General features: G+C 63.6%; 25 protein-coding genes. 13 read left to right on the top strand and 12 right to left on the bottom strand.

The features are described 5' to 3' along the window. Positions 1 to 47: 47 nt before the first annotated feature. Positions 48 to 1826, bottom strand: a complete 1779-nt coding sequence (locus WDM24_RS18095; RefSeq protein WP_338831974.1) for a L,D-transpeptidase family protein — start codon at positions 1824 to 1826, stop codon at positions 48 to 50. A gap of 282 nt (positions 1827 to 2108) precedes the next feature. Between WDM24_RS18095 and WDM24_RS18100 the strand changes: the two genes are divergently transcribed. Next, positions 2109 to 2606, top strand: coding sequence for a CreA family protein (locus WDM24_RS18100; protein WP_166294742.1), 498 nt, complete (start codon positions 2109 to 2111; stop codon positions 2604 to 2606). A gap of 71 nt (positions 2607 to 2677) precedes the next feature. Here WDM24_RS18100 and WDM24_RS18105 read toward each other — a convergent pair whose 3' ends face one another. Next, the gene (locus WDM24_RS18105) at positions 2678 to 2905 is read right to left on the bottom strand and encodes a hypothetical protein (protein WP_029082263.1); all 228 of its coding nucleotides are present in this window, start codon (positions 2903 to 2905) and stop codon (positions 2678 to 2680) included. Positions 2906 to 3366: 461 nt separating this feature from the next. On the opposite strand from WDM24_RS18105, the gene WDM24_RS18110 reads away from it, so the two are divergent. Beyond that, positions 3367 to 3525: a hypothetical protein gene (locus WDM24_RS18110; protein ID WP_166294743.1), complete on the top strand. Its 159-nt coding sequence runs from the start codon at positions 3367 to 3369 to the stop codon at positions 3523 to 3525. Between the two features lie 39 nt (positions 3526 to 3564). Beyond that, on the top strand, positions 3565 to 3960 hold the full coding sequence (locus tag WDM24_RS18115; protein WP_338832402.1) for a hypothetical protein: 396 nt from the start codon (positions 3565 to 3567) through the stop codon (positions 3958 to 3960). Positions 3961 to 4012: 52 nt separating this feature from the next. Here WDM24_RS18115 and WDM24_RS18120 read toward each other — a convergent pair whose 3' ends face one another. Genes WDM24_RS18120 through WDM24_RS18130 form a run of 3 tightly spaced genes read right to left on the bottom strand, consistent with a single transcriptional unit; the run spans position 4013 to position 5995 of the window. Continuing rightward, complete coding sequence (locus WDM24_RS18120) at positions 4013 to 4258, bottom strand: DUF6719 family protein (RefSeq protein ID WP_166294745.1); 246 nt, start codon at positions 4256 to 4258, stop codon at positions 4013 to 4015. Positions 4259 to 4269: 11 nt separating this feature from the next. Next, on the bottom strand, positions 4270 to 4422 hold the full coding sequence (locus tag WDM24_RS18125; protein ID WP_166294747.1) for a hypothetical protein: 153 nt from the start codon (positions 4420 to 4422) through the stop codon (positions 4270 to 4272). 46 nt (positions 4423 to 4468) lie between these two features. Next, positions 4469 to 5995 carry a PLP-dependent aminotransferase family protein gene (locus WDM24_RS18130; RefSeq protein ID WP_338831975.1) on the bottom strand — a complete coding sequence of 509 codons (1527 nt, stop codon included), beginning with the start codon at positions 5993 to 5995 and terminating at the stop codon, positions 4469 to 4471. A 105-nt stretch (positions 5996 to 6100) separates the two neighbouring features. Between WDM24_RS18130 and WDM24_RS18135 the strand changes: the two genes are divergently transcribed. Together WDM24_RS18135 and WDM24_RS18140 are read left to right on the top strand one after the other, a co-directional pair. Next, positions 6101 to 6793 carry a pyridoxamine 5'-phosphate oxidase family protein gene (locus tag WDM24_RS18135; RefSeq protein ID WP_414645759.1) on the top strand — a complete coding sequence of 231 codons (693 nt, stop codon included), beginning with the start codon at positions 6101 to 6103 and terminating at the stop codon, positions 6791 to 6793. 54 nt (positions 6794 to 6847) lie between these two features. Further along, positions 6848 to 8125: an ArgE/DapE family deacylase gene (locus WDM24_RS18140; RefSeq protein ID WP_338831977.1), complete on the top strand. Its 1278-nt coding sequence runs from the start codon at positions 6848 to 6850 to the stop codon at positions 8123 to 8125. A 180-nt stretch (positions 8126 to 8305) separates the two neighbouring features. Here WDM24_RS18140 and WDM24_RS18145 read toward each other — a convergent pair whose 3' ends face one another. Beyond that, on the bottom strand, positions 8306 to 9091 hold the full coding sequence (locus tag WDM24_RS18145; protein ID WP_338831978.1) for a cobalamin-binding protein: 786 nt from the start codon (positions 9089 to 9091) through the stop codon (positions 8306 to 8308). 184 nt (positions 9092 to 9275) lie between these two features. On the opposite strand from WDM24_RS18145, the gene WDM24_RS18150 reads away from it, so the two are divergent. Beyond that, positions 9276 to 9674 (top strand): PaaI family thioesterase, encoded by a 399-nt coding sequence (locus WDM24_RS18150; RefSeq protein ID WP_338831979.1) that lies wholly within the window; start codon positions 9276 to 9278, stop codon positions 9672 to 9674. A 139-nt stretch (positions 9675 to 9813) separates the two neighbouring features. Then, positions 9814 to 10437: a GNAT family N-acetyltransferase gene (locus tag WDM24_RS18155; RefSeq protein ID WP_338831980.1), complete on the top strand. Its 624-nt coding sequence runs from the start codon at positions 9814 to 9816 to the stop codon at positions 10435 to 10437. A gap of 81 nt (positions 10438 to 10518) precedes the next feature. Here the strand turns inward: WDM24_RS18155 and WDM24_RS18160 are convergent, their stop codons facing one another. From WDM24_RS18160 to WDM24_RS18170, 3 genes are all read right to left on the bottom strand, one after another. Continuing rightward, positions 10519 to 10827 (bottom strand): hypothetical protein, encoded by a 309-nt coding sequence (locus tag WDM24_RS18160; protein WP_029082254.1) that lies wholly within the window; start codon positions 10825 to 10827, stop codon positions 10519 to 10521. A gap of 90 nt (positions 10828 to 10917) precedes the next feature. Further along, positions 10918 to 11217, bottom strand: coding sequence for a putative quinol monooxygenase (locus WDM24_RS18165; protein ID WP_338831981.1), 300 nt, complete (start codon positions 11215 to 11217; stop codon positions 10918 to 10920). Between the two features lie 16 nt (positions 11218 to 11233). Further along, on the bottom strand, positions 11234 to 11917 hold the full coding sequence (locus WDM24_RS18170) for a DUF2161 domain-containing phosphodiesterase (RefSeq protein WP_338831982.1): 684 nt from the start codon (positions 11915 to 11917) through the stop codon (positions 11234 to 11236). Between the two features lie 142 nt (positions 11918 to 12059). Between WDM24_RS18170 and WDM24_RS18175 the strand changes: the two genes are divergently transcribed. Both WDM24_RS18175 and WDM24_RS18180 read left to right on the top strand, forming a co-directional pair. Continuing rightward, positions 12060 to 12404 (top strand): GrlR family regulatory protein, encoded by a 345-nt coding sequence (locus WDM24_RS18175; protein ID WP_338831983.1) that lies wholly within the window; start codon positions 12060 to 12062, stop codon positions 12402 to 12404. A 205-nt stretch (positions 12405 to 12609) separates the two neighbouring features. Then, positions 12610 to 13809: a GNAT family N-acetyltransferase gene (locus WDM24_RS18180; RefSeq protein ID WP_338831984.1), complete on the top strand. Its 1200-nt coding sequence runs from the start codon at positions 12610 to 12612 to the stop codon at positions 13807 to 13809. A gap of 127 nt (positions 13810 to 13936) precedes the next feature. Here the strand turns inward: WDM24_RS18180 and fabG are convergent, their stop codons facing one another. Then, positions 13937 to 14617, bottom strand: a complete 681-nt coding sequence (gene fabG, locus WDM24_RS18185; RefSeq protein ID WP_338700336.1) for a 3-oxoacyl-ACP reductase FabG — start codon at positions 14615 to 14617, stop codon at positions 13937 to 13939. 125 nt (positions 14618 to 14742) lie between these two features. On the opposite strand from fabG, the gene WDM24_RS18190 reads away from it, so the two are divergent. Both WDM24_RS18190 and WDM24_RS18195 read left to right on the top strand, forming a co-directional pair. Then, a complete protein-coding gene (locus tag WDM24_RS18190; RefSeq protein ID WP_166294767.1) occupies positions 14743 to 15438 on the top strand; it encodes an SGNH/GDSL hydrolase family protein in 696 nt (231 codons plus the stop codon). 119 nt (positions 15439 to 15557) lie between these two features. Further along, positions 15558 to 15764 carry a hypothetical protein gene (locus WDM24_RS18195; protein WP_029082249.1) on the top strand — a complete coding sequence of 69 codons (207 nt, stop codon included), beginning with the start codon at positions 15558 to 15560 and terminating at the stop codon, positions 15762 to 15764. 135 nt (positions 15765 to 15899) lie between these two features. On the opposite strand, the gene WDM24_RS18200 is transcribed toward WDM24_RS18195, so the two are convergent. Further along, positions 15900 to 16643, bottom strand: coding sequence for a tyrosine-protein phosphatase (locus WDM24_RS18200; protein WP_338831985.1), 744 nt, complete (start codon positions 16641 to 16643; stop codon positions 15900 to 15902). A gap of 84 nt (positions 16644 to 16727) precedes the next feature. Between WDM24_RS18200 and WDM24_RS18205 the strand changes: the two genes are divergently transcribed. After that, positions 16728 to 17039, top strand: a complete 312-nt coding sequence (locus WDM24_RS18205; protein WP_166294768.1) for an MliC family protein — start codon at positions 16728 to 16730, stop codon at positions 17037 to 17039. A 90-nt stretch (positions 17040 to 17129) separates the two neighbouring features. Here the strand turns inward: WDM24_RS18205 and WDM24_RS18210 are convergent, their stop codons facing one another. After that, positions 17130 to 17330: a DUF2735 domain-containing protein gene (locus tag WDM24_RS18210; protein ID WP_338831986.1), complete on the bottom strand. Its 201-nt coding sequence runs from the start codon at positions 17328 to 17330 to the stop codon at positions 17130 to 17132. A 542-nt stretch (positions 17331 to 17872) separates the two neighbouring features. On the opposite strand from WDM24_RS18210, the gene WDM24_RS18215 reads away from it, so the two are divergent. After that, positions 17873 to 18907 (top strand): glutamine synthetase beta-grasp domain-containing protein, encoded by a 1035-nt coding sequence (locus tag WDM24_RS18215; RefSeq protein ID WP_029082245.1) that lies wholly within the window; start codon positions 17873 to 17875, stop codon positions 18905 to 18907. The last annotated feature ends 29 nt before the right edge of the window (positions 18908 to 18936 follow it).

Raw genomic sequence — 18936 nt, forward strand, 5'->3', positions numbered from 1 at the left:
TGATTTTCGCTCTCGGGAAGAGGGTTGGAGAGGTACAGCCCGAAAGCTTAGCGCAGCGGCAGGATGAAGTCGGTGCCTTCGCCGGTCTCGCCCTGGTTGACGCCGAGGTCGGAGACGATGATCGAGCCGCCGGTGCCGAGCGCTTCGCTGATCCGCGCCATCACGTCCGATGGAATCGAGATGCGGTCGAGTGCCTCGGCGGGGGTATTCGTCGCTGGCTGCGGCTTGGCCTCGACCGGCGGTGCGGCCGCCACCTTGCGGCGATGCGAGACATGCTCCTCGGCGTCGACACGGGCGGCATTGCGGGTCGGCAGCGTGACCACCGACCAGCGCAGCAGGTTGGTATCGGTCTTGTCGGCTTCCGCGGTGAAGACATGCGTGCCGAGCGGCCGGTCGCTCGCGGCGATCGTCACGGGCACGTCGAACAGCGGCGCAAAGTTCTGCCGCACATAGAGCTTGGAATCCTTGCGGCTGATGAACACCGCGATCTGGCCGGCGCGCTTCGACACGTCGATCCTGGCGACGCCCGGCAGCCGTGCCGTATCCTTGGCAGCGTCCTTCTTGGCATCGGGCGCGTCGGCCGCGGTTGCCGGCTCGGCGGGCTTGTCAGCGGTCTTGGCCGCATCCGCCGCCTTGGCAGCGTCCTTGCTCGCCGCGTCCTTGCTCGCGTCCCTGCCGGCATCAGCCTTAGGCGCCTCGGCCTTCGCATCGGTCTTGGATGCCTCGGCAATGCCGGGCTTGGCGGCGTCCGTTTTCGGCTCGTCAGCTTTGCCTTCGGCCTTCACCGGGGCTTTCGCGGAGACCTCGGTCTTCGGCGTGTCGGTGCTGCCGGTGGTTTCGCCGACCGTCTTGTCGTCGGTAGCGGAATTGGTCTCGGGCGGCTGGTCGGTCGCGGTCTCAGCTTGGACCGTCTCGGGCTTGTCGGCTGCAAGCTTGTCGGCGATCGCGTCCCGTGTCGCCGAGGAGGAGGCGTCGGACATCGTCACCGACGCGCTCGCCGCCGGCATCGCACCGCTGGCGTCGGCTGTGTGGGTGTTGTCGCGCAGCGAAGCTGGCGGGGCGGCGTGGCCGACGCTGGTGCGCAAATCGAGACCGGACTGCTTGTCGGCGCCCTTGTCGGTCTTGACGCCGAGCGGCGCATCCATCTTCAGGATCTCGTCGGCAACCGGCTGCTGCGGTGCAACCTTCTGCGTCACCAGCAATGGATGCGAGAAGTTCTCCGGCGTGATCGTGCCCGGCGTGACGAACACGCGGGCGCCCATTCGCGTCCAGCCGTACATCTTGACCGCAAACGACATCGGCATGCGGATGCAGCCATGCGAGGCCGGATAGCCGGGCAGCACACCGGCGTGCATGGCGATGCCCGACCAGGTGATGCGCTGCATGTACGGCATCGGTGCGCCGCTATAGATGTTGGACTGGTGATACTTCTGCTTCTGGATGACGCTGAAGACACCCATCGGGGTCGAGTGCCCCTTCATGCCCGTCGACACCGGGCTCTCGGCATAGAGGCCGTTGGCGTCGTAGACGCTGACGCGCTGCTGGTCGATCGAGACCGAGATGATCAGGGGACCCTGCGGCTTGGCGCCGGCCTCCTTCTCGAGCGCCGGATTTTTCTTGGTCAGATTGCGCTTCGGCTTCGGCCGGGCCGGCCGCGGCATCGGCTGGTAATCACCGTAATAGCCGGAATCACTGTTCCAGTAGAACAGCGCAGCATCGGCCTGTGAGGAGGCGGCGACGGTGCCGGCTGCAGTCAAAACTGCAAACTGCCAGAACCGCCTATTGGCAGAATCAAAAATCGAAATCCGCCGTCCCGTTCCGTGCATATTCCGAATCCCAGTCCAAACTATTCCTTGGTTGTCGCAGACGTGGAACGCGTTCACCAGCGTATGCGATTAACCCTTCCGTGAGGCGCGTATTTTTCGCCAAAAGCGTAGCAAAAAAGCCTCACAAGAGGTTAAACGCCCAGCCTGATCACCGAGCCGTCAGCGCCTTCCTGTGCGGCGTTTGCGCACTACATAGGCGGGACCCGCCCCGCGGAGACCTCAATGACATCGAGAAGTGTGAGCTTGTGTGACGTGCGACTGTTGTCTCGATCGGGGTGCGCAATGCTGCTGATGGTGCTGGGTTTGGGGCTGGCCCGTCCGGCGGTCGCGGCGGATGAGCCGGACCTGATCTTTCGCCGCTCCACGGTGTTCAAATTGATGAGCCCCAACGACAAGCTCGCGACCTATGGCGTCGACGACCCCGAGGTCGAAGGTGTTGCCTGTCACTTCACGGTGCCGGAGAAGGGCGGCTTCAAGGGCTGGCTTGGACTTGCCGAGGAAGTCTCCGATATCTCGCTGGCCTGCCGGCAGATCGGGCCGATCCGCTTCAAGAACAAACTCGGCCAGGGCGACGACATGTTCAGCAAGCGCCGGTCGCTGTTCTTCAAGAAGATGCAGATCGTGCGCGGCTGCGACGCCAAGCGCAACGTGCTGGTCTACATGGTCTATTCGGACAGGTTGATCGAGGGCTCGCCGAAGAACTCGACCTCGTCGGTGCCGATCATGCCGTGGGGCCCGACCGACGCCGCCATCCAGAAGTGCGGCGAGTTTATTCAATAGGCTTTGTTCGGCAGCCTTCATTCAATAGCCCCGGCATGGGCTTGGCCTGTTCGGCTGAAGCGGTGGGTAAACTAGCGGTTGGTTTGCCCGAACTGCTTCGCGCCGAGGCTGAGGCCCGGCTTGACCTTCGAGTCGCGGCAGCCGACGAGGCGGACCAGCTTTTGCTGCGCGCACTCATTGTCGCCCATCACATGGGTGCCCTGTTGCGACATTGCGGCCGTCATCTGCTTCTGCGGGCCGGATTTGGTGGCCGCGGATTCATTGCCAACGCCCATGTTGCCATTGCCCACGACTGACATCCTTCGTTGGATAGGGAATCACCACAACGTGCCACCGCGGAGATGGTTGCACGGTGCCGATATGAGTCGGCTGGACCGTCGCCCGGTTCACCGCCGACCTGCTGTGCTGCTTCCTGTCTCAGCAGAGGAAAGTTAAGAAAGCGCGGTAGCCCGCTCAATTTGCACGCAGAATCGGCCATCGCCCCGGCTGCGGCCAAAACAGGTGCTAAGGACGGGCGCCAAGGCGGGCACCACGGCAGGCCTCGACGCGCGAAATCTTGAACACGCGCTCCGCCGCCGCTCCATCACTGAAAATATTGATGTTTTCCGGCCAATGTTTCGTCGATCGCCAGCCGACGAAACAATTCTCCGGTTGATGAAACCATTTTCGACTTGTTCCGCAGAACTCCGGAAACGGCAGTTCGTTATCAAACCGTCAACACAACGGCGCGGACGCCGGCCGGAATAACGGAGACTGTCACATGCGGACCATCAGCCTGATCCTCGCCTTCGTCTTCGTGATGGCCGGTTCGTCGATGGCTGGTTCCCCGGACAGCGGTTTGCCCGGCATCGGCACCTTCTCCTATAACGGCTCGTCGGTGGTCACTGTGGCCCCGATGGTGATGGCGCAGGCCAACTGAACGCGACGCGAAAAACAGAACAGCCGATAAAGGCCACTCATTTTGCTCCGTATCTGTTCCGCCTCGATGTTCGCATTGCTCGTCCTGGCGGGTTCCGCGCAGGCCCAATCCCAGCTTCCACTCGAATCGATGCAGATCCGGTCGCTGTACCGGGTAACTGAGCCGCGCGACGAATTCGTTCGCCAGTGCGCGCCGCACATGCTTGGCCGCTGGGCGCATCCCGAAGCCGTCTGCGGCTGCCTGCACGACCACGCCGCAGCAACGGTGGATGATCCCGACCTCCGTCAGGCATTGCTGCGCGGGATCAGCGAGACCGGCGTGCCGACCATCGAGACCGATTGGGTGCCGCCGTCGAAGCAGGCCGAGATCGGCCCGACCTTCACCAAGATCGCCAAGCCGACGCTGCAATGCATGTTCGAGCCGATCTCGAACTGAGCGGCGCGTTGCCAAATAATGAAGAAGCAGGCGCCTCGCGGAAGCGGGGCGTTTATTTTTTGGCGAGGCGCGGCACGCAGCTGCGGGTCCGCACCACGCCGTTCTGGCTCAGCTTGGCGCCGATCACCTGCTTGATCTGCCCGGCCGGGCACGAGCCGTCATCGACCAGGACGCGCTGACCGACCCGGAGGTCGACGATGTCGCCCTCGCGCATCAAGGCCTGCTGCGCGGAGGCGGGGGCGCTCAGGGCGACACATGCGACGGCGCCGATCAGCGCGACGAATCCGATGCGCGGCATCGCGGCCTCCCTCACTTGTTCTGGATCTTGACCCCGTCGGGGCCGACATTGATCTGCAGGCCTTCGGGCTGCTTCTTCGCCTGATAGAGATTGTAGCCGAGCATGCCCACGATCAGGACCAACCCGCCGATCACGAGATACAGGACGTTGCGATTGGCAGGCATCCGGTATCTCCGTACGCTGGCACTGACTGAACGCGCGCGACCTTAGTCAGGTCGCTGCGATTCTCATAGCGCGCCGCGGTTTGGCGGATGACTTGATCGATCCCTTGACTGGTCCTTTGCGCGTCGCGCGCAGCGCAATCAGCGTTGCCTTCGCCAATTGTTCCGCCGACGCGATGAGTTGCGGAACCGGATGACCGGAAAATCCCAGCACGAAGCCGGGCAATGGACGCGCGCGATGATAGGTCTCGGCGAGCAGCCAGCCGCCGACGCCGGCGGCGGCTTTTGCCTCCGCGGCAATGAGTGGATCGGTCGCGGGATCGAGCCTGGCCACGAGATGCAGGCCCTGCGAGGGCACGGGAACCGTGAGCGCGCCCTCGGATGCGCTCTCGAGCGTCGATGCCAGCACGTCGCGCGCCTCGCGATAGAGTTTGCGCGACTTGCGCAAATTGGCGGCGAAGGCGCCGGAGTTCAGCATGTCGGCAACCGCGCCTTCCATCAACGTGGCGGGAAAGCGGTCGAGCGCGGCGCGCGCCGCCGTCACCGGGCCGATCAAGGCTTCGGGCAGGGCGCAGTAACCGATCCGCAAGCCCGGAAACAGCGTCTTGGCAAACGTGCCCATGTAGATCACGCGGCGCAGATGATCGATGCCGGCGAGCGACAACAGTGGCGCGCCGTCATAGCGGAACTCGCTGTCGTAATCATCCTCGAACACGAAGGCGCCGGCATCGCGAGCCCAGTCGAGCAGCTCGAGCCGGCGCGGCATCGACATCTGCACGCCGAGCGGAAACTGGTGCGACGGCGTGACATAGGCGGCGCGTGCCTGCGGCGCCGATGCGCGGCCCTTGTCGACGCGCATGCCTGAGGCATCCACGGGCACCGACACCGGACGATAGCCGCAATGCTCGATCGCGCGCCGCGCCGCCGGATAGCCGGGATCCTCGCACCAGACCTGATCGCTGGGCTTGAGGATCGCGCCGAGCACGATGCGCAGCGCATGCAGCGTGCCCGACGCCAGCATGATCTGGTCGGGATCGCAGCGCAGTCCGCGCGCCGACAGCAGATGATCTGATATGGCGGCGCGCAATTCGCTGCTACCGCGGGGATCGCCATAGTGCAGATGCTCGGAGCCGAAGGTGCGCAGTCTGCGGCCGGCAAAGGCGCGGAAACGCTGCAGCGCGCGTTCGTCGATATGGGTGCAGCCGAGCGACAGCGCGTTGTGCTGCGGCGGCTCGATCTCGATCTTCGCGCGTCGCGGTGCGGTGGCCTGCGCCGGGATGCGCGCGGCGACGAAGGTGCCGGAGCCCGTGGTTGCCACCGCAAATCCGTCGGCGATCAGCCGCTCATAGGCCGTGGTGACGGCGTTGCGTCGGAAGCCGGTCTGTTTTGCCAGCGTGCGCGAGGGCGGCAGCGGCTCGCCCGGCTTGACCAGGCCGCCGACGATGGCGTGGCACAGCGCCTGATAGAGCCGCTGCTGCGAGGCCGCGCCCTGCGCGACGTGGGGACCGGCGAGGTCGAGCGGCAGCTCGGCCTTGCCAGGCGAAGGCTTGCGGGAATTGGTCGGAATTTTTCGCATGGAATTGGCACTATCGCAGACCAAATGGGTCGCTACAACTCTCGACATATTCCAATTTCGAAAGGCACCGCCGTGACCGAAGGCGCATCCACTCCGTCCTACCCCATGTCGTCCCGCAACCGGGTGAAGCGCCGCCATGATCGCGGCTTCTACGACCACGCAACCGTGCACAAGATCCTGGACGCCTCGATGCTGTGCCACGTCTCCTACGTGATCGACGGCCAGCCCTATTGCACGCCGACCTTTTTCTGGCGCGAGGGCACAAAACTCTACTGGCACGGCTCGAGCGCCAGCCGGATGCTGGAGAACCAGACGGAAGGGCAGAGGGTGTGCCTGACGGTCGCCCATCTCGACAGCCTGGTGCTGGCGCGCTGCGGCTTCAATCATTCGGCCGACTATCGCGCGGTGATGGCGTTCGGGTCAGCCTATCTCGTCACCGACCCGCAAGAGAAGGAGCGCGCCATCGTTGCGATGGTCGACCGCTTCTTTCCGGAGCGCACCGCAAGCCTGCGCGCCAGCAGCAAGCAGGAGATCAAGGCGACCTCGTTCATCGCGATGGAGATCGAGGAAGCCTCGGCCAAGGTTCGCGCCAAGGGCGTTGCCGACGACGACGAGGATTACGAGTTGCCGATCTATGCCGAGCGTATCCCGGTGCGCACGGTGCTCGGCGCGCCGGAGCCGTGTTCGCGGCTGCTCGACGGCGTCACGCGACCTGCGACACTCGATGGCTATTCGGAAGGCCGTCTGCTCGAAGATGCATTGCGGGATGCCTATTTTGCGCAATACAAGGCGGAGTGAAATCGGGTTACGGTGCGGCTCCCGCCTGTCTGATTTCCCCGATGGAGCTGCCGCATGACTGCCGAGACGCAACAACGAATCCTTGCTGCTGTTGACGAGGGATTCGATGCGCAGCTTGCGACGACGCAGGCCTTTGTCGCGATCCCCTCGACCCGCGGCGCCGAGGGGCCGTGCCAGGACATGATCGGCGATCTCTTGCGCGAGCGCGGCTATGAGGTCGACGACTGGCACATCAATCTCGACGAGCTCAGGGATTTGCGCGGCTTCGGCCCGATCGAGCATGATTTCTCGAAGGCGCGCACGGTGGTCGGCACTTATCGCCCGGCGACCAATGCCGGTAAATCGCTGATCCTGCAGGGCCATTGCGACGTGGTGCCGACCGGCCCGCTCGAGATGTGGGAGACGCCGCCGTTTTCGCCCGTGATCAAGGACGGCAAGATGTACGGCCGCGGCGCCTGCGACATGAAGTCCGGCACGATCGGCGCACTCTATGCGCTGGATGCGATCAGGAAGGCCGGCCTGAAGCCGACGGCGCGGATCCACTTCCAGTCCGTGATCGAGGAGGAGAGCACCGGCGTCGGCGCGCTCTCGACCTTGCAGCGCGGCTATCGCGCCGATGCCTGCTTCATCCCCGAGCCGACCAACGGCAAGATGATCCGTTCGCAGGTCGGCGTGATCTGGTTCCGCCTGAAGGTGCGCGGCTTCCCGGTGCATGTGTTCGAGGCCGGTGCCGGCTCGAACGCGATCATGGCGGCGTATCATCTGGTGCATGCGCTGGAGAAGCTCGAGATCGCCTGGAACGAGCGCGCCAAGGCCGACCGCCACTTCAAGGACGTCAATCATCCGATCAATTTCAATCCCGGCATCATCAAGGGCGGCGACTGGGCCTCGAGCGTGCCGGCCTGGTGCGACGTCGATTGCCGGATCGCGGTGCTGCCGGGCTGGTCGATCGCCGAATGCCAGAAGGAGATTTTGGCCTGCGTGTCGGCGGCGGCGCGCGACCACCGGTTCCTCTCCAACAATCCGCCGCAGGTCGAGTGGTCGGGCTTCCTGTCGGAAGGCTATGAGCTGGTGAATTCCGAAGCGCCGGAAGCCGCCTTCGCGAGGGCACATCAGGCAGTCTATGGCGGCGCGGTGGAAGACCGCGCGTTCACCGCGCTGACCGACACGCGCTTCTACGGCCTGAACTATGACATCCCGAGCCTCTGCTTCGGCGCCAATGGCGCGGCGATGCACGGCTTCAACGAATATGTCGACCTGGACTCGCTGCGGAAGTCGACCAAGGCCACCGCGCTGTTCATCGCGGAATGGTGCGGGGTGGAGAAGGCGTAGCCGCGCTCTCCGCCCGTCAACAAATTCAGTGTCGTCCCGGCGAAAGCCGGGACCCATACTCCGCGGCGAATGTTGTGATCGGGACTCGTCATTGCAGCGCTGCACATCAATCAAGGTTGGTGGTTATGGGTCCCGGCTCCGTGCGCAATCGCGCGCTCGGCCGGGACGACGTCGGAAGGTTCAGCTCTCCGCCCACAACGCCCTGACGATCGCATCGAGCCCCTCCGTCAGCGCGGCGGGGCCGGGCTGCAGGATGATGGGCGACTTGATCTCGACGATGCGGTCGTTGCGCACGGCGGGAATGTCGCTCCAGCCGTCGCGTTTGCGGATGCGGTCGGGCACGACCTTTTTGCCGCACCAGGATGCCAGGATCACGTCGGGCATCGCCTCGCGCACCGTTTCAGGCGAGATGATGCGATCCTTGGCGGCCTTTTGCGCGCGCAGATGCGGCAGCGCGTCCTCGCCGCCGGCGATCTCGATCAGTTCGGACACCCAGCCGATGCCGCTGATCAGGGGATCGTCCCATTCCTCGAAATAGACTTTTGGCCGCGGCGCGGGACGCGGCACCGCCGCGATCGCGTCCAGCCGTTGTGCGAGGCTTTGCGCGAGCTGCCCGGCGCGCTCGGCGGCACCGACCATCGCGCCCAGGGTGCGGATCATTGCGAGGATGCCCGCGACGTCGCGCTGGTTGAACACATGCACGGCGACGCCGGCACGCACGAGATCAGCCACGATCTCGGCTTGCAAATCGGAGAAGGCGAGCACGAGGTCGGGGTCGAGCGCCAGGATCTTTGGAATGTCGGCGGAGATGAAGGCGGAAACGCGCGGCTTCTCGCGGCGGACCTGCGGCGGCCGCACCGCATAGCCGGAGACGCCGACGATACGGTCCTGCTCGCCGAGCAAATAGAGCGTTTCGACCGTCTCCTCGGTCAGGCAGACGATCCGGCGGGGAGGGAAGTCGCGCATCGTGGACGGTATGCAGACTCACGCGGGATTGTCACTGATGCCATGACGTCATCCGCACCATTACCTCGGAGGTCATTGCCGGGCCCGGTCAGGCAATCCATCATGCCGGCACCAACCTCGAAGAAGGCCGAAGGCGCGGTTCTGCCCGCGGACCGACGCCGCAAGAACAAGCCAGGGAGTGCCCATGACGCCGCTCGAAAAAATCCAGTCGATGAAGATGCCGTTCGCGGAACTGAAGGGCGTCACCTTCACCGAGGCCAGCCAGGATCGGGTCGTCGCGAAGATGCTGGTGCGGCCGGATCTCTGCACCCTCCATCACACCATCCACGGCGGGGCGGTGATGGCCTTGGCGGACTCGGTCGGCGCCGCCGCCACCGTGATCAACCTGCCTGAAGACGCAAAGGGCACCACGACGCTGGAGAGCAAGACCAACTTCATCGGCGGCGCCAAGGAGGGGATGACCGTGGTCGCCACGGCAACACCGGTTCACCGGGGCCGGCGCACCCAGGTCTGGCAGACCAGGCTGGAGACCGAGGATGGCAAGCTGGTCGCGGTGGTGACCCAAACGCAGCTGGTATTATGATGAGGCGATAATGTGATTTATCAATCACATCATTGTTTACTTAAATGAATCCTGGTGCTTGAATTATATGGTGCGATGCACAATATTGGGGTGCTAGGGACTCGACGCCTCCTCGAGGGCTACCAAGAGGAGTTATGAAATGAACTATGATTCCATCCGACCGACGTCCGCCAAGGGCGCCGTGCGGACGTTGAGCCAGCAGGAGGAGCTTCCTCTGCTGCGCGATCATCTGCTGCGGCTGGATCGCACCAGTCGTCATGATCGCTTTCATGGCTTCATCGACGACAGCTTCATCCGCCGCTATGCCGAGCGCTGCGCCAATGACGGCACGGTCATCATCGCCTATTTCGAGGATGGCGTGGTCCGCGGCGCGGCCGAGCTGCATCCGCCGGAGCAGTCACCGGACGCGCAGCCCGAGATCGCCTTCAGCGTGGAGCGGTCGGTGCGGCGCAAGGGCGTCGGCAGCACGCTGTTTCGCAAGCTGATCGCCGAGGCGCATGCCAAGGGCTACACCAGCCTGCGCATCACCACCGGCGCGCAGAACGATGCGATGCGTGCGCTCGCCACCAAGTTCGGTGCGCAGCTGACCTTCCGTCATGGTGAGTCCACGGGCAGCATCGACTTGACCGAGCAACACCAGGCCGAGCCGGTTCCGGCTGCTGCGGTGGTCACGCCGGTCGAGGCTGCGCGCGTGATCGTCGATATGAACCGGGCCTATTGGCGGATGGTGATGCAGATCTCCGGCTGGGGCCGGGCGGCCTGAGCCGATATCCCGGATCAAACGCGAAAAGGGCAATCCGCTCAGCGGATTGCCCTTTTTCTTTGAGCAAACGGATGTTGTTTTTCAGGTGCCGGTGCGCTTGTCGGTCGCAAAGCGGCGGACCACGCGGCGCTCGACCACGATGGAGCGCTGCGCGCCCTGTTCGCCGGCGATCACGCGGGTTGCCGTACCGGTGCGGGCGCTGACGCGCGCGGTCTTCTTCACCTCGGCCAGCACCTCGTCATAGGGCAGCCCCATCAGGGACGACGCGATCTCGGCCTGGGCCTCCACGTCATCGGTGATGCCGATGGCCGCGAAGATTGCCTCCTCCAGGGTTGGCGGATCATGCCGCACGCGCCTTGTGCCGTATTTGGTGTTCCAGTCTCCGCTCATCGCCGCCTCATCCCTTGAATCGCGGGAGATACGTAAGGGCCCTAATGTTGCATTGCAATATGAATGTGAGATGGCAATCCAGCCATGCAGCTAGAGTCTCTCAATTTTGTGAGCGTCATAAAGTTCGATCGTGGTCGCAGCCGCTGCAAGAGATTGCAGCGACCGGACGAAGTCACGGGAGGCCGGGACCGCAAAATGCGCCGCCAGCGCGGCGCGATCGGCCCATTGCTCGAAAAACACCAGATTGAGCGGATCTTCGCAGTCGACATGCACCGCGTGCGAGATGCAGCCGGGCTCGGTGCGCGAGCGACGGACATGCTCGAGACTGAGGCGCCGCACCTCATCGAACGTGTCGGGGCGGGCGGTGACGCTGCCGGTGACGACAATCATGATGTCCCCCAGTGCTTTACGGGGCGGCTTCCGCCCCTGACGCAGTGATCGGTTGCTGCGGCCAGCGCTTCAGCGCGGCACGGCCGGCATCAGTCAGCAGATAGATGCCGCGCTCGGCGCGATCGAACCAGCCATAGACATTATGCTGCAGGATCTTGCCGGCGTCGGGAATATCGGCGCGCAAATCGCGCACCCGCCGTGGCCCATCCGACAGCGCGCAGGCGCAGGCCAGCGCCTGCTGCCGGTAGGCGGTCATGATCGGCGCGCGCGTCGAACCGCCCATCACGGGATCGCCCTTGCGCTTCCGGTGCTCGGTGATCAGGCGCGCGCGCTTCTTCGGATTGCGCCTGATGGCCGCGGTCGGCGGCGGCACCAGCACCTCGACCTCGCCGCGGTCGGTGACGCCGAGCATGCCGAAGCCGAGCCGCCGGCACAGATTGCGATAGCGCGCATCGCTCTCGCGGCCCTTGCCGCGGGCCGAGACCTTTGCCGCGATCCAGACCTCGTCGGCGGCGGCGGCACGGTCGACCGCCTGCAGGATCAGTTCGAGATTGAAGGCGAGCTTGAGTTCACCGATCACGACGACAGGCGGATCGTCGCCGCTCAGTGCCACGAGATCGCAGCCGCCGATCTCGCCCTTCACCGTGAAGCCGAGCTTTTCGAGGAAGCGTTTGACGGGCAGATAAAGCGCAGTTTCCAACGGGCACGGCTCCGGCGGCGGTTCGGCCGCGACTCAATTTGCAGCAGCATAGCCCGGAAAGAGCCCTGCCGCCGCGGACGGAATTTGCTCAAAGCCCGCCCCAGCGGCTATTGTGAGGCCGGGACAAGGCGCGGCTATTTTCATGATCCGGAACGGGCTCTATCACATCACCGTCGAGTTTCTCGACGGCGTCTCTGGCGGCAATCAGGGCGTCATGGTGCTGCGCGACGGCCAGATGCGCGGCGGCGACTCGTTCTTCTACGCCTATGGCAGCTACACCGCGGCCGATGGCAAGTGGAAGGGCGAGGTCACCAACGAGGAGCATTCGCCGACCTATGGCGAGCGCCCGGTGTGGGAGCGCAAGGTGGTCACCATTGGATTCACCGGCACCTACACCGACGAGACCGCCGAGGGTAACGGCATGGCGCTCGCCGGCAAGCAGAGCATCCGCTTCAGGTCGAGGCTGCGGCTGTTGCTTGCTGACTGACGCGTAATGCCGACCTGGCTCTATAAAGGCGAGGTCGCGCGCGATCGACGGGCCGCTCTCTCGCCATGCTCGAATGCGGCTTGTCCGCTGCTCGCCGCCGTTGAAATGTTGCTGTTTGTTGCGCGAATGGCACAGGGCCCCCAAGCCAAATCGACTAAGTTCCAAACCGGACTTGGAAGGTTAAGCATCACTGGGGCAAGGCGTGATGTCAGACACAGTCAGCCTGACTGGTACACCAAGTGAAGCCGACGCGGCGGCTGCCACAGCGCGGTTTAGCGTGAAGATCGTGATGCGCGGCGAAATCGCCGATAGCTCCGCCTGGGCGGCCACCTTCGCCGGCCTGCGCAAGGATTACCGGTACTACGAAATCCTGGAGGATACGCTTCGGGACCGCGTCGAGTACCGCTATTTCGCGATCGTCGACCGGGCAGGGTACATCCAGGCCGTCCAGCCGTTTTTTCTTCTCGACCAGGACATTCTCGAAGGGCTTGGCGCGGAATGGCAGACGTGGCTGGCGCGCATCCGACGCTTCGCTCCGCGGTTTCTCAAGATGCGCACTTTGATGATTGGATGCTTCGCCGGAGAGGGACACCTCGCTGCATCCGACACGGTGCCGTCAGGCGAGATGGCGGAGATCCTTTGCCGCGAGATCGTCAATCTAGCAAAATCGTGCCAAGCGCAGCTCATCGTCCTGAAGGAATTCCCGGCGCGCTATCGGCCGGTGCTCGATTGTTTCGTGCGGTGCGGTTTCGCCCGTGCGTCGAGCATGCCGATGACGGCGCTCAATATCGAGCACGACGATTTCGATGCCTACATGCAAAACGCGCTGCCGCGATCGGCGCGGTGGCAGCTCCGCAAGAAATTCAAGGCAACCGACGGCGACACCATTGTCCTCACTGTCACCGATGACGCAAGGGATGCTATCGATGAGATCCATCCGCTTTATCTGCAGGTCTTCGACCGTTCGAAATTCCGCTTCGAGAAACTGACGGCCGATTATCTCCGCCGGCTCGGCAGCGATATGAAGGACAAGACCCGGTTCTTCATCTGGCGCCGGGGCGCGAACGTGGTCGCCTTCAGCCTCTGCATGGTCGAAGGCGACAGCCTGTTCTGGGAGTATGTCGGCCTGGACTATGCCGTCGCCCTCGACCTCCATCTTTACTACTACACCATTCGCGACATGATGAACTGGGCGATGGCCAAGGGTTATAAGTGGCTTCGAAGCACCGGTCTCAGCTACGAACCGAAATTCCGGATGCGACACGACCTCGATCCGCTCGACCTCTATGTGCGGCTCCGCTCTCCGCTCCTGAACGCTATTTTCAGGCTGCTGCTGCCCTGGATCGTCCCGGCCCGCTATGACAAGACGCTGCGAAGATTCGCGAACTATCGCGATCTCTGGTAGCCGTTCCGATACGGTAACGACTGGCCTATAGCATTTTCGGTTCTGATGAATCAGAACCGAAGCTCTAGATTCTTGTTTTGACGCGTTTTCTTCACGCGAACCGGCGTCCACTTCGCTCGAAAACGCTCTAAACCCGCCCGTTCACCGGCAGCAGCGCGCCGGTGACGGCGCTTGCGGCGTCGCTGGCGAGGAACAGGATGACGTCGGCGAGCTCCTTCGGCGTCACCCATTTGGAGATATCGGCCTTCGGCATCGCGGCGCGATTGGCGGCGGTATCGATGATCGAGGGCAGCACGGCGTTCACGGTGACCTTGCCCTTGAGTTCGGCGGCGAGCGACTCCGTCAGGCGATGCACGCCGGCCTTCGAAGCCGAGTAAGGGCCCATGCCGGCCGCGGCCTGCAATGCACCCAGTGCGCCGATATTGATGATGCGTCCAGCGCCCGACTTGGTGAGATGCGGAATGGCGGCGCGCGATGTGTTGAGCGCGGTCATCACATTCATGGCGTACATGCGCTGCCAGGTCGCGGGATCGCCGTCGCTCACCGCCTCGAAGGTGAAGCCGCCGGCGATGTTGATCAGCCCGTCGAGCCGGCCGAAATGCGCGGCCGCCTTGTCGATGGCCGCCTTCGCCTGCGCGGGATCGGTGAGGTCGACACCGCCGAGCTCGATGCGGTCGGCGGTTGGCGCAAGCGTTGAGGCTGCATGATCGATCCCGGCGACGCGCGCGCCGCGCGCCAGGGCCTCCTCGGTGACCACTTTGCCAAGCGCGCCAAGGGCGCCGGTGATGACGATGGCTTTTCCGTTCATGGCGGTCTCCGTATGCGCGAGCAGGCTTCCGCCCACTATGATCAGGCGGAATTCATTTGCAATGCTGCCAATTCCGCCTCCTACTGCGCGCATTCATCAGTTCATTCACCTCAAGGATGTTTGCGATGCCGACACCCAGGCCGTGCGAAACCCACCTCGAACTCGTCAAGTTCGGACATCCGTTGCCGCATTTCGCCGAAGCGCTCCGGCATCAACGCAAGATCAAGCTGGTGGCGCTCGGATCGTCGTCGACGGCGGGCGCGGACAACATCCTGCCGTTCCCGCCGCGGCTCGAAATGCTGCTGCGGCAACGCTTCTTCGGCCGGATGATCGATGTGATCAACCGCGGGGTCGGCGGCCAGGAGGCGCCTGAGGAATATTCGCGCATCGAGTCCGACGTCACGACCGAGGCGCCAGTGCTGGTGATCTGGCAGGTCGGCACCAACGCCGTCTACAAGAGCTACAATCCGGCCGAGGTGCGCGCCACGCTGGAGGCCGGGCTCGACGTGCTCGCTGCGCTGCCGCTTGACGTCGTCGTGATGGATTCCCAGTACACGCAGGCGGTTGTCGGGACGCCAGTTGCGCTCAACCTCGCCAATGTGATCATGCCGATGATCGCCGAGGTCACAGCGAAGAAGCGCGTCAACCTGTTCAGCCGTTTCGCGTTGATGAAGCGCTGGGTCGACGCCGGTATTCCCCTGACCGAGCTCGACGATGGCGGCCAGCTTCTGCTTCACACCAGCGAATGGGCGACGAATTGCGTAACCCAGTCGCTGTTTGGCGCCATCGACGACGCCTTGAAGCCGGAAGCGATCACGTAACGCTGACTACGTAAGACTACGGAGTAGGGCCGGTTGGATAAAATTTGCGGCAGTTCCGTAAGTCGTTCGCAGAATCCTTTCCGTAGAAGCGAAACTCCAGCCAAGGTAGGGGTTTTTCTATGGGATATCTTCCGGATCACGGTTTACCGCTTGTTCAGCTTAAGGAGCAGCGGCGCGATCTCGTGGTGGCGCTGCAAAACCGTAACGGGCCGGTGAGCAGCTGGGAATTGATGCAGATCGCGGCGATCCAGCAGGCGATCTCGGCATTCGAGGATGTGATCGCCGATCTCGATGCAGAGCTCGAGCTCGAGGCCGCGGCGGCCTAGAGTTTTTTCGGTTCTGATTGGATCAGAACCGAAGCTCCAGATTCTTGTTTTGACGGGTTTTCTTCACGCGAACCGGTGTCCATCCCGGATCAAGTCCGGGACAGGCTTTCGCTCGAAAACGCTCTGGCGAACTGATCAGCACTGCAGATAGCGGCCTTCAAGCGCCTTGCGCTCGGCTTGGCCGAGCCCGAGGCCTTCGCGGAAATAGCCGTCGAGGCTGCCGTAATCGGCCTCGACCGCCTCGAACGCAGCCTCCAGAAACGCAGCGCGCACGGTACCGAGCACCTGCTTGACGTCATCGGGCAGCTCGGTGCTGTGCGCGGGATCGCGCTTGTAGAATTGATTGGTCAGGAGATAGTCGTCGGCGATCACCTGATCGGACACGCCGAGCGCGTGCAGGATCAGCGCGCAGGCAAAGCCGGTGCGATCCTTGCCGGCGGTGCAGTGGATCACCAGCGGCGCGCGGTCTTCCAGCAGATGGGAAAACAGCGTGCGATAGCGCGGCGTGTTGTCCTGCACATAGCCGCGGTAGGAATCCCGCATCACGTCGATCGCGTCGGTTTCCGAGAGCTGGCGGTGGCTCGCGATCGCGCGCAGCGCGGCCACCACCGTCGGCTCGACCGGCAGCGAATGCACGGCGACGTCGCTCATGCCGCACAGCGCATCGGCGCGCTCGGCGACGCCGCGAAAATCGAATGCGCTCTTCACCCCGAGCGAGCGCACCACGGCGACGTCCTGCGCGGTGAGATGCGCCAGATGGTTGGAGCGGAAGATCTGCCGCCAGCGCACCGTCCGCCCGTCACGCGTCTGGTAGCCGCCGAGGTCACGAAAATTGCTGGCGCCGGCGAGATTGAGATGACGGGCAGGGGCTTCGGACATTGGCGGGCCTGTTGCAGCTGGTGAGGTCTTGGCGCAGAAATCTTGGCGCAGACAGGTCTATAACCGGCGCGTCAGGGGGAGAATATGACTTATCGCGGGGGCGCCATTCTCGTTGGCGCAATTGTCTTGGAGGTTTTCGGTTGCCAGGCGGCATCGGCGCAGTCCGCCTTCCGGAATTATCGCTGTGCCGACGGCACCCAGTTCGTTGCGGGGTTCTTCACCGGGGACAAGCGCGCGCATCTGCAGCTCGACGGCAAGGCGGTGACGCTGACCAAGCGCCTGTCGCTGACGGGCACACGCTACAAAGGCGGCGGCGTCACGCTCGAGATCAGCCGATCTGGGCTTGCCAGGCTCCGGCATGCCAAGCGGCCAGCGACGGCCTGCGAGCAGGCATGAAAAAAGGGCCGAAACGCCTGGTTCCGACCCTTCTTTATTGTTCTGACGCTGTCTGACGTTTCTGCGTCACGCCTCGCTGCCTGATCGACATCAGTGATCGCGGCTCGGTTTGGCGTCGTCGATCGCCGCCTGATGGTACCAGCTCTCGCTGCAAGCCGAGGTCTCGACCTCGCTGGCAAGCCCGCGTACCGTCCGCGCTTCGCCATAGCGGCGTCCGCCGAGAGCCGCGCGGCCCCCCGCCGGGAATCGATAGATCGTTGCCGATCCCTGGTTTTGGCCCGTAGTGATCATGTCAAAGTCTCCTGTGGCCGGAGCGAGCCTCCATGGTGCGCCCGACTCATTCGCGTGTCGTTACCGTGCTTTCGATATCGGCCCGGGCCCGGCAGGGCGCAAGTTGACTAAGAAATAGTCATACTCTGTCTAATTTGTGAGCAATTCCCGGTTTGCCTCCTGCGAGGCAGGACGCAGCTGATCAACGCTTGGGCCATGGCGATGGTTGCTGGGCGCCCGGTGATCGGACACGAACTGTCACACAGCGCTGCCGCTGCATTAATCGGCAGCCGGGGCCGTAGCCGAATTTGCTGCAGAAACGGGCGGCGAGGCGCGCGAAAAGAAGATTTTGGCTGACCGCGGCGCATGCCAGCCGCGCTGCTATGTCGCAGCTAAAAATGCGATGTCCGTTGTGGACATCCGTGAACAGGGTGGGTCCCGCAGTGCAGCGACTGGCATTTTAATTGCTTAGTAAGAGCCGGCCGATGGTGGCCGGGTACGCGTGCGGCGACCGACTGGCTTTCGGTTTCCTCACGGTTTTGCATCATCAACAGAGAGGTTCAATGACCAAGTACAAGCTCGAGTATATCTGGCTCGACGGATATACGCCGACGCCGAGCCTGCGCGGCAAGACGCAGATCAAGGAATTCGCGTCGTTCCCGACCCTCGAACAGCTTCCGCTGTGGGGTTTTGACGGTTCGTCCACCCAGCAGGCTGAAGGCCACAGCTCTGACTGCGTGCTGAAGCCGGTCGCCTGCTATCCCGACGCTGCGCGCGAGAACGGCGTGCTGGTGATGTGCGAAGTCATGATGCCCGACGGCAAGACCCCGCACGTCTCGAACAAGCGCGCCACCATCCTGGACGACGAAGGCGCCTGGTTCGGCTTCGAGCAGGAATACTTCTTTTACAAGGACGGCCGTCCGCTCGGCTTCCCGACCGATGGCTATCCGGCGCCGCAGGGCCCGTACTACACCGGCGTCGGTTATTCGAACGTCGGCAGCGTTGCCCGCAAGATCGTGGAAGAGCATCTCAATCTCTGCCTCGCCGCCGGCATCAACCACGAAGGCATCAACGCCGAAGTGGCGAAGGGCCAGTGGGAATTCCAGATCTTCGGCAAGGGCTCCAAGACCGCCGCTGACCAGATGTGGATGGCCCGCTATCTGATGCTGCGCCTCACCGAGAGCTACGGCATCGATATCGAATTCCACTGCAAGCCGCTCGGCGACACCGACTGGAACGGCTCGGGCATGCACGCCAACTTCTCGACCAAGTACATGCGCGAAGTCGGCGGCAAGGAATACTTCGAGAGCCTGATGAAGGCCTTCGACAAGAACCTGATGGACCACATCGCCGTCTACGGCCCGGACAACGACAAGCGTCTGACCGGCAAGCACGAGACCGCGCCGTGGAACAAGTTCAGCTACGGCGTGGCTGACCGTGGCGCTTCGATCCGCGTGCCGCACTCCTTCGTCAACAATGGCTACAAGGGCTATCTGGAAGACCGCCGCCCGAACTCGCAAGGCGACCCCTACCAGATCGCTTCGCAGATCCTGAAGACGATCTCCGAGGTTCCGACCGGCGCCAAGGCTGCGGCTTAAGTGGCTGCGGCCTAAGCAGCGATCGGACC

The sequence above is a fragment of the Bradyrhizobium sp. 27S5 genome (assembly GCF_037217225.1).
GTDB classification, from domain to species: Bacteria; Pseudomonadota; Alphaproteobacteria; order Rhizobiales; family Xanthobacteraceae; genus Bradyrhizobium; species Bradyrhizobium septentrionale.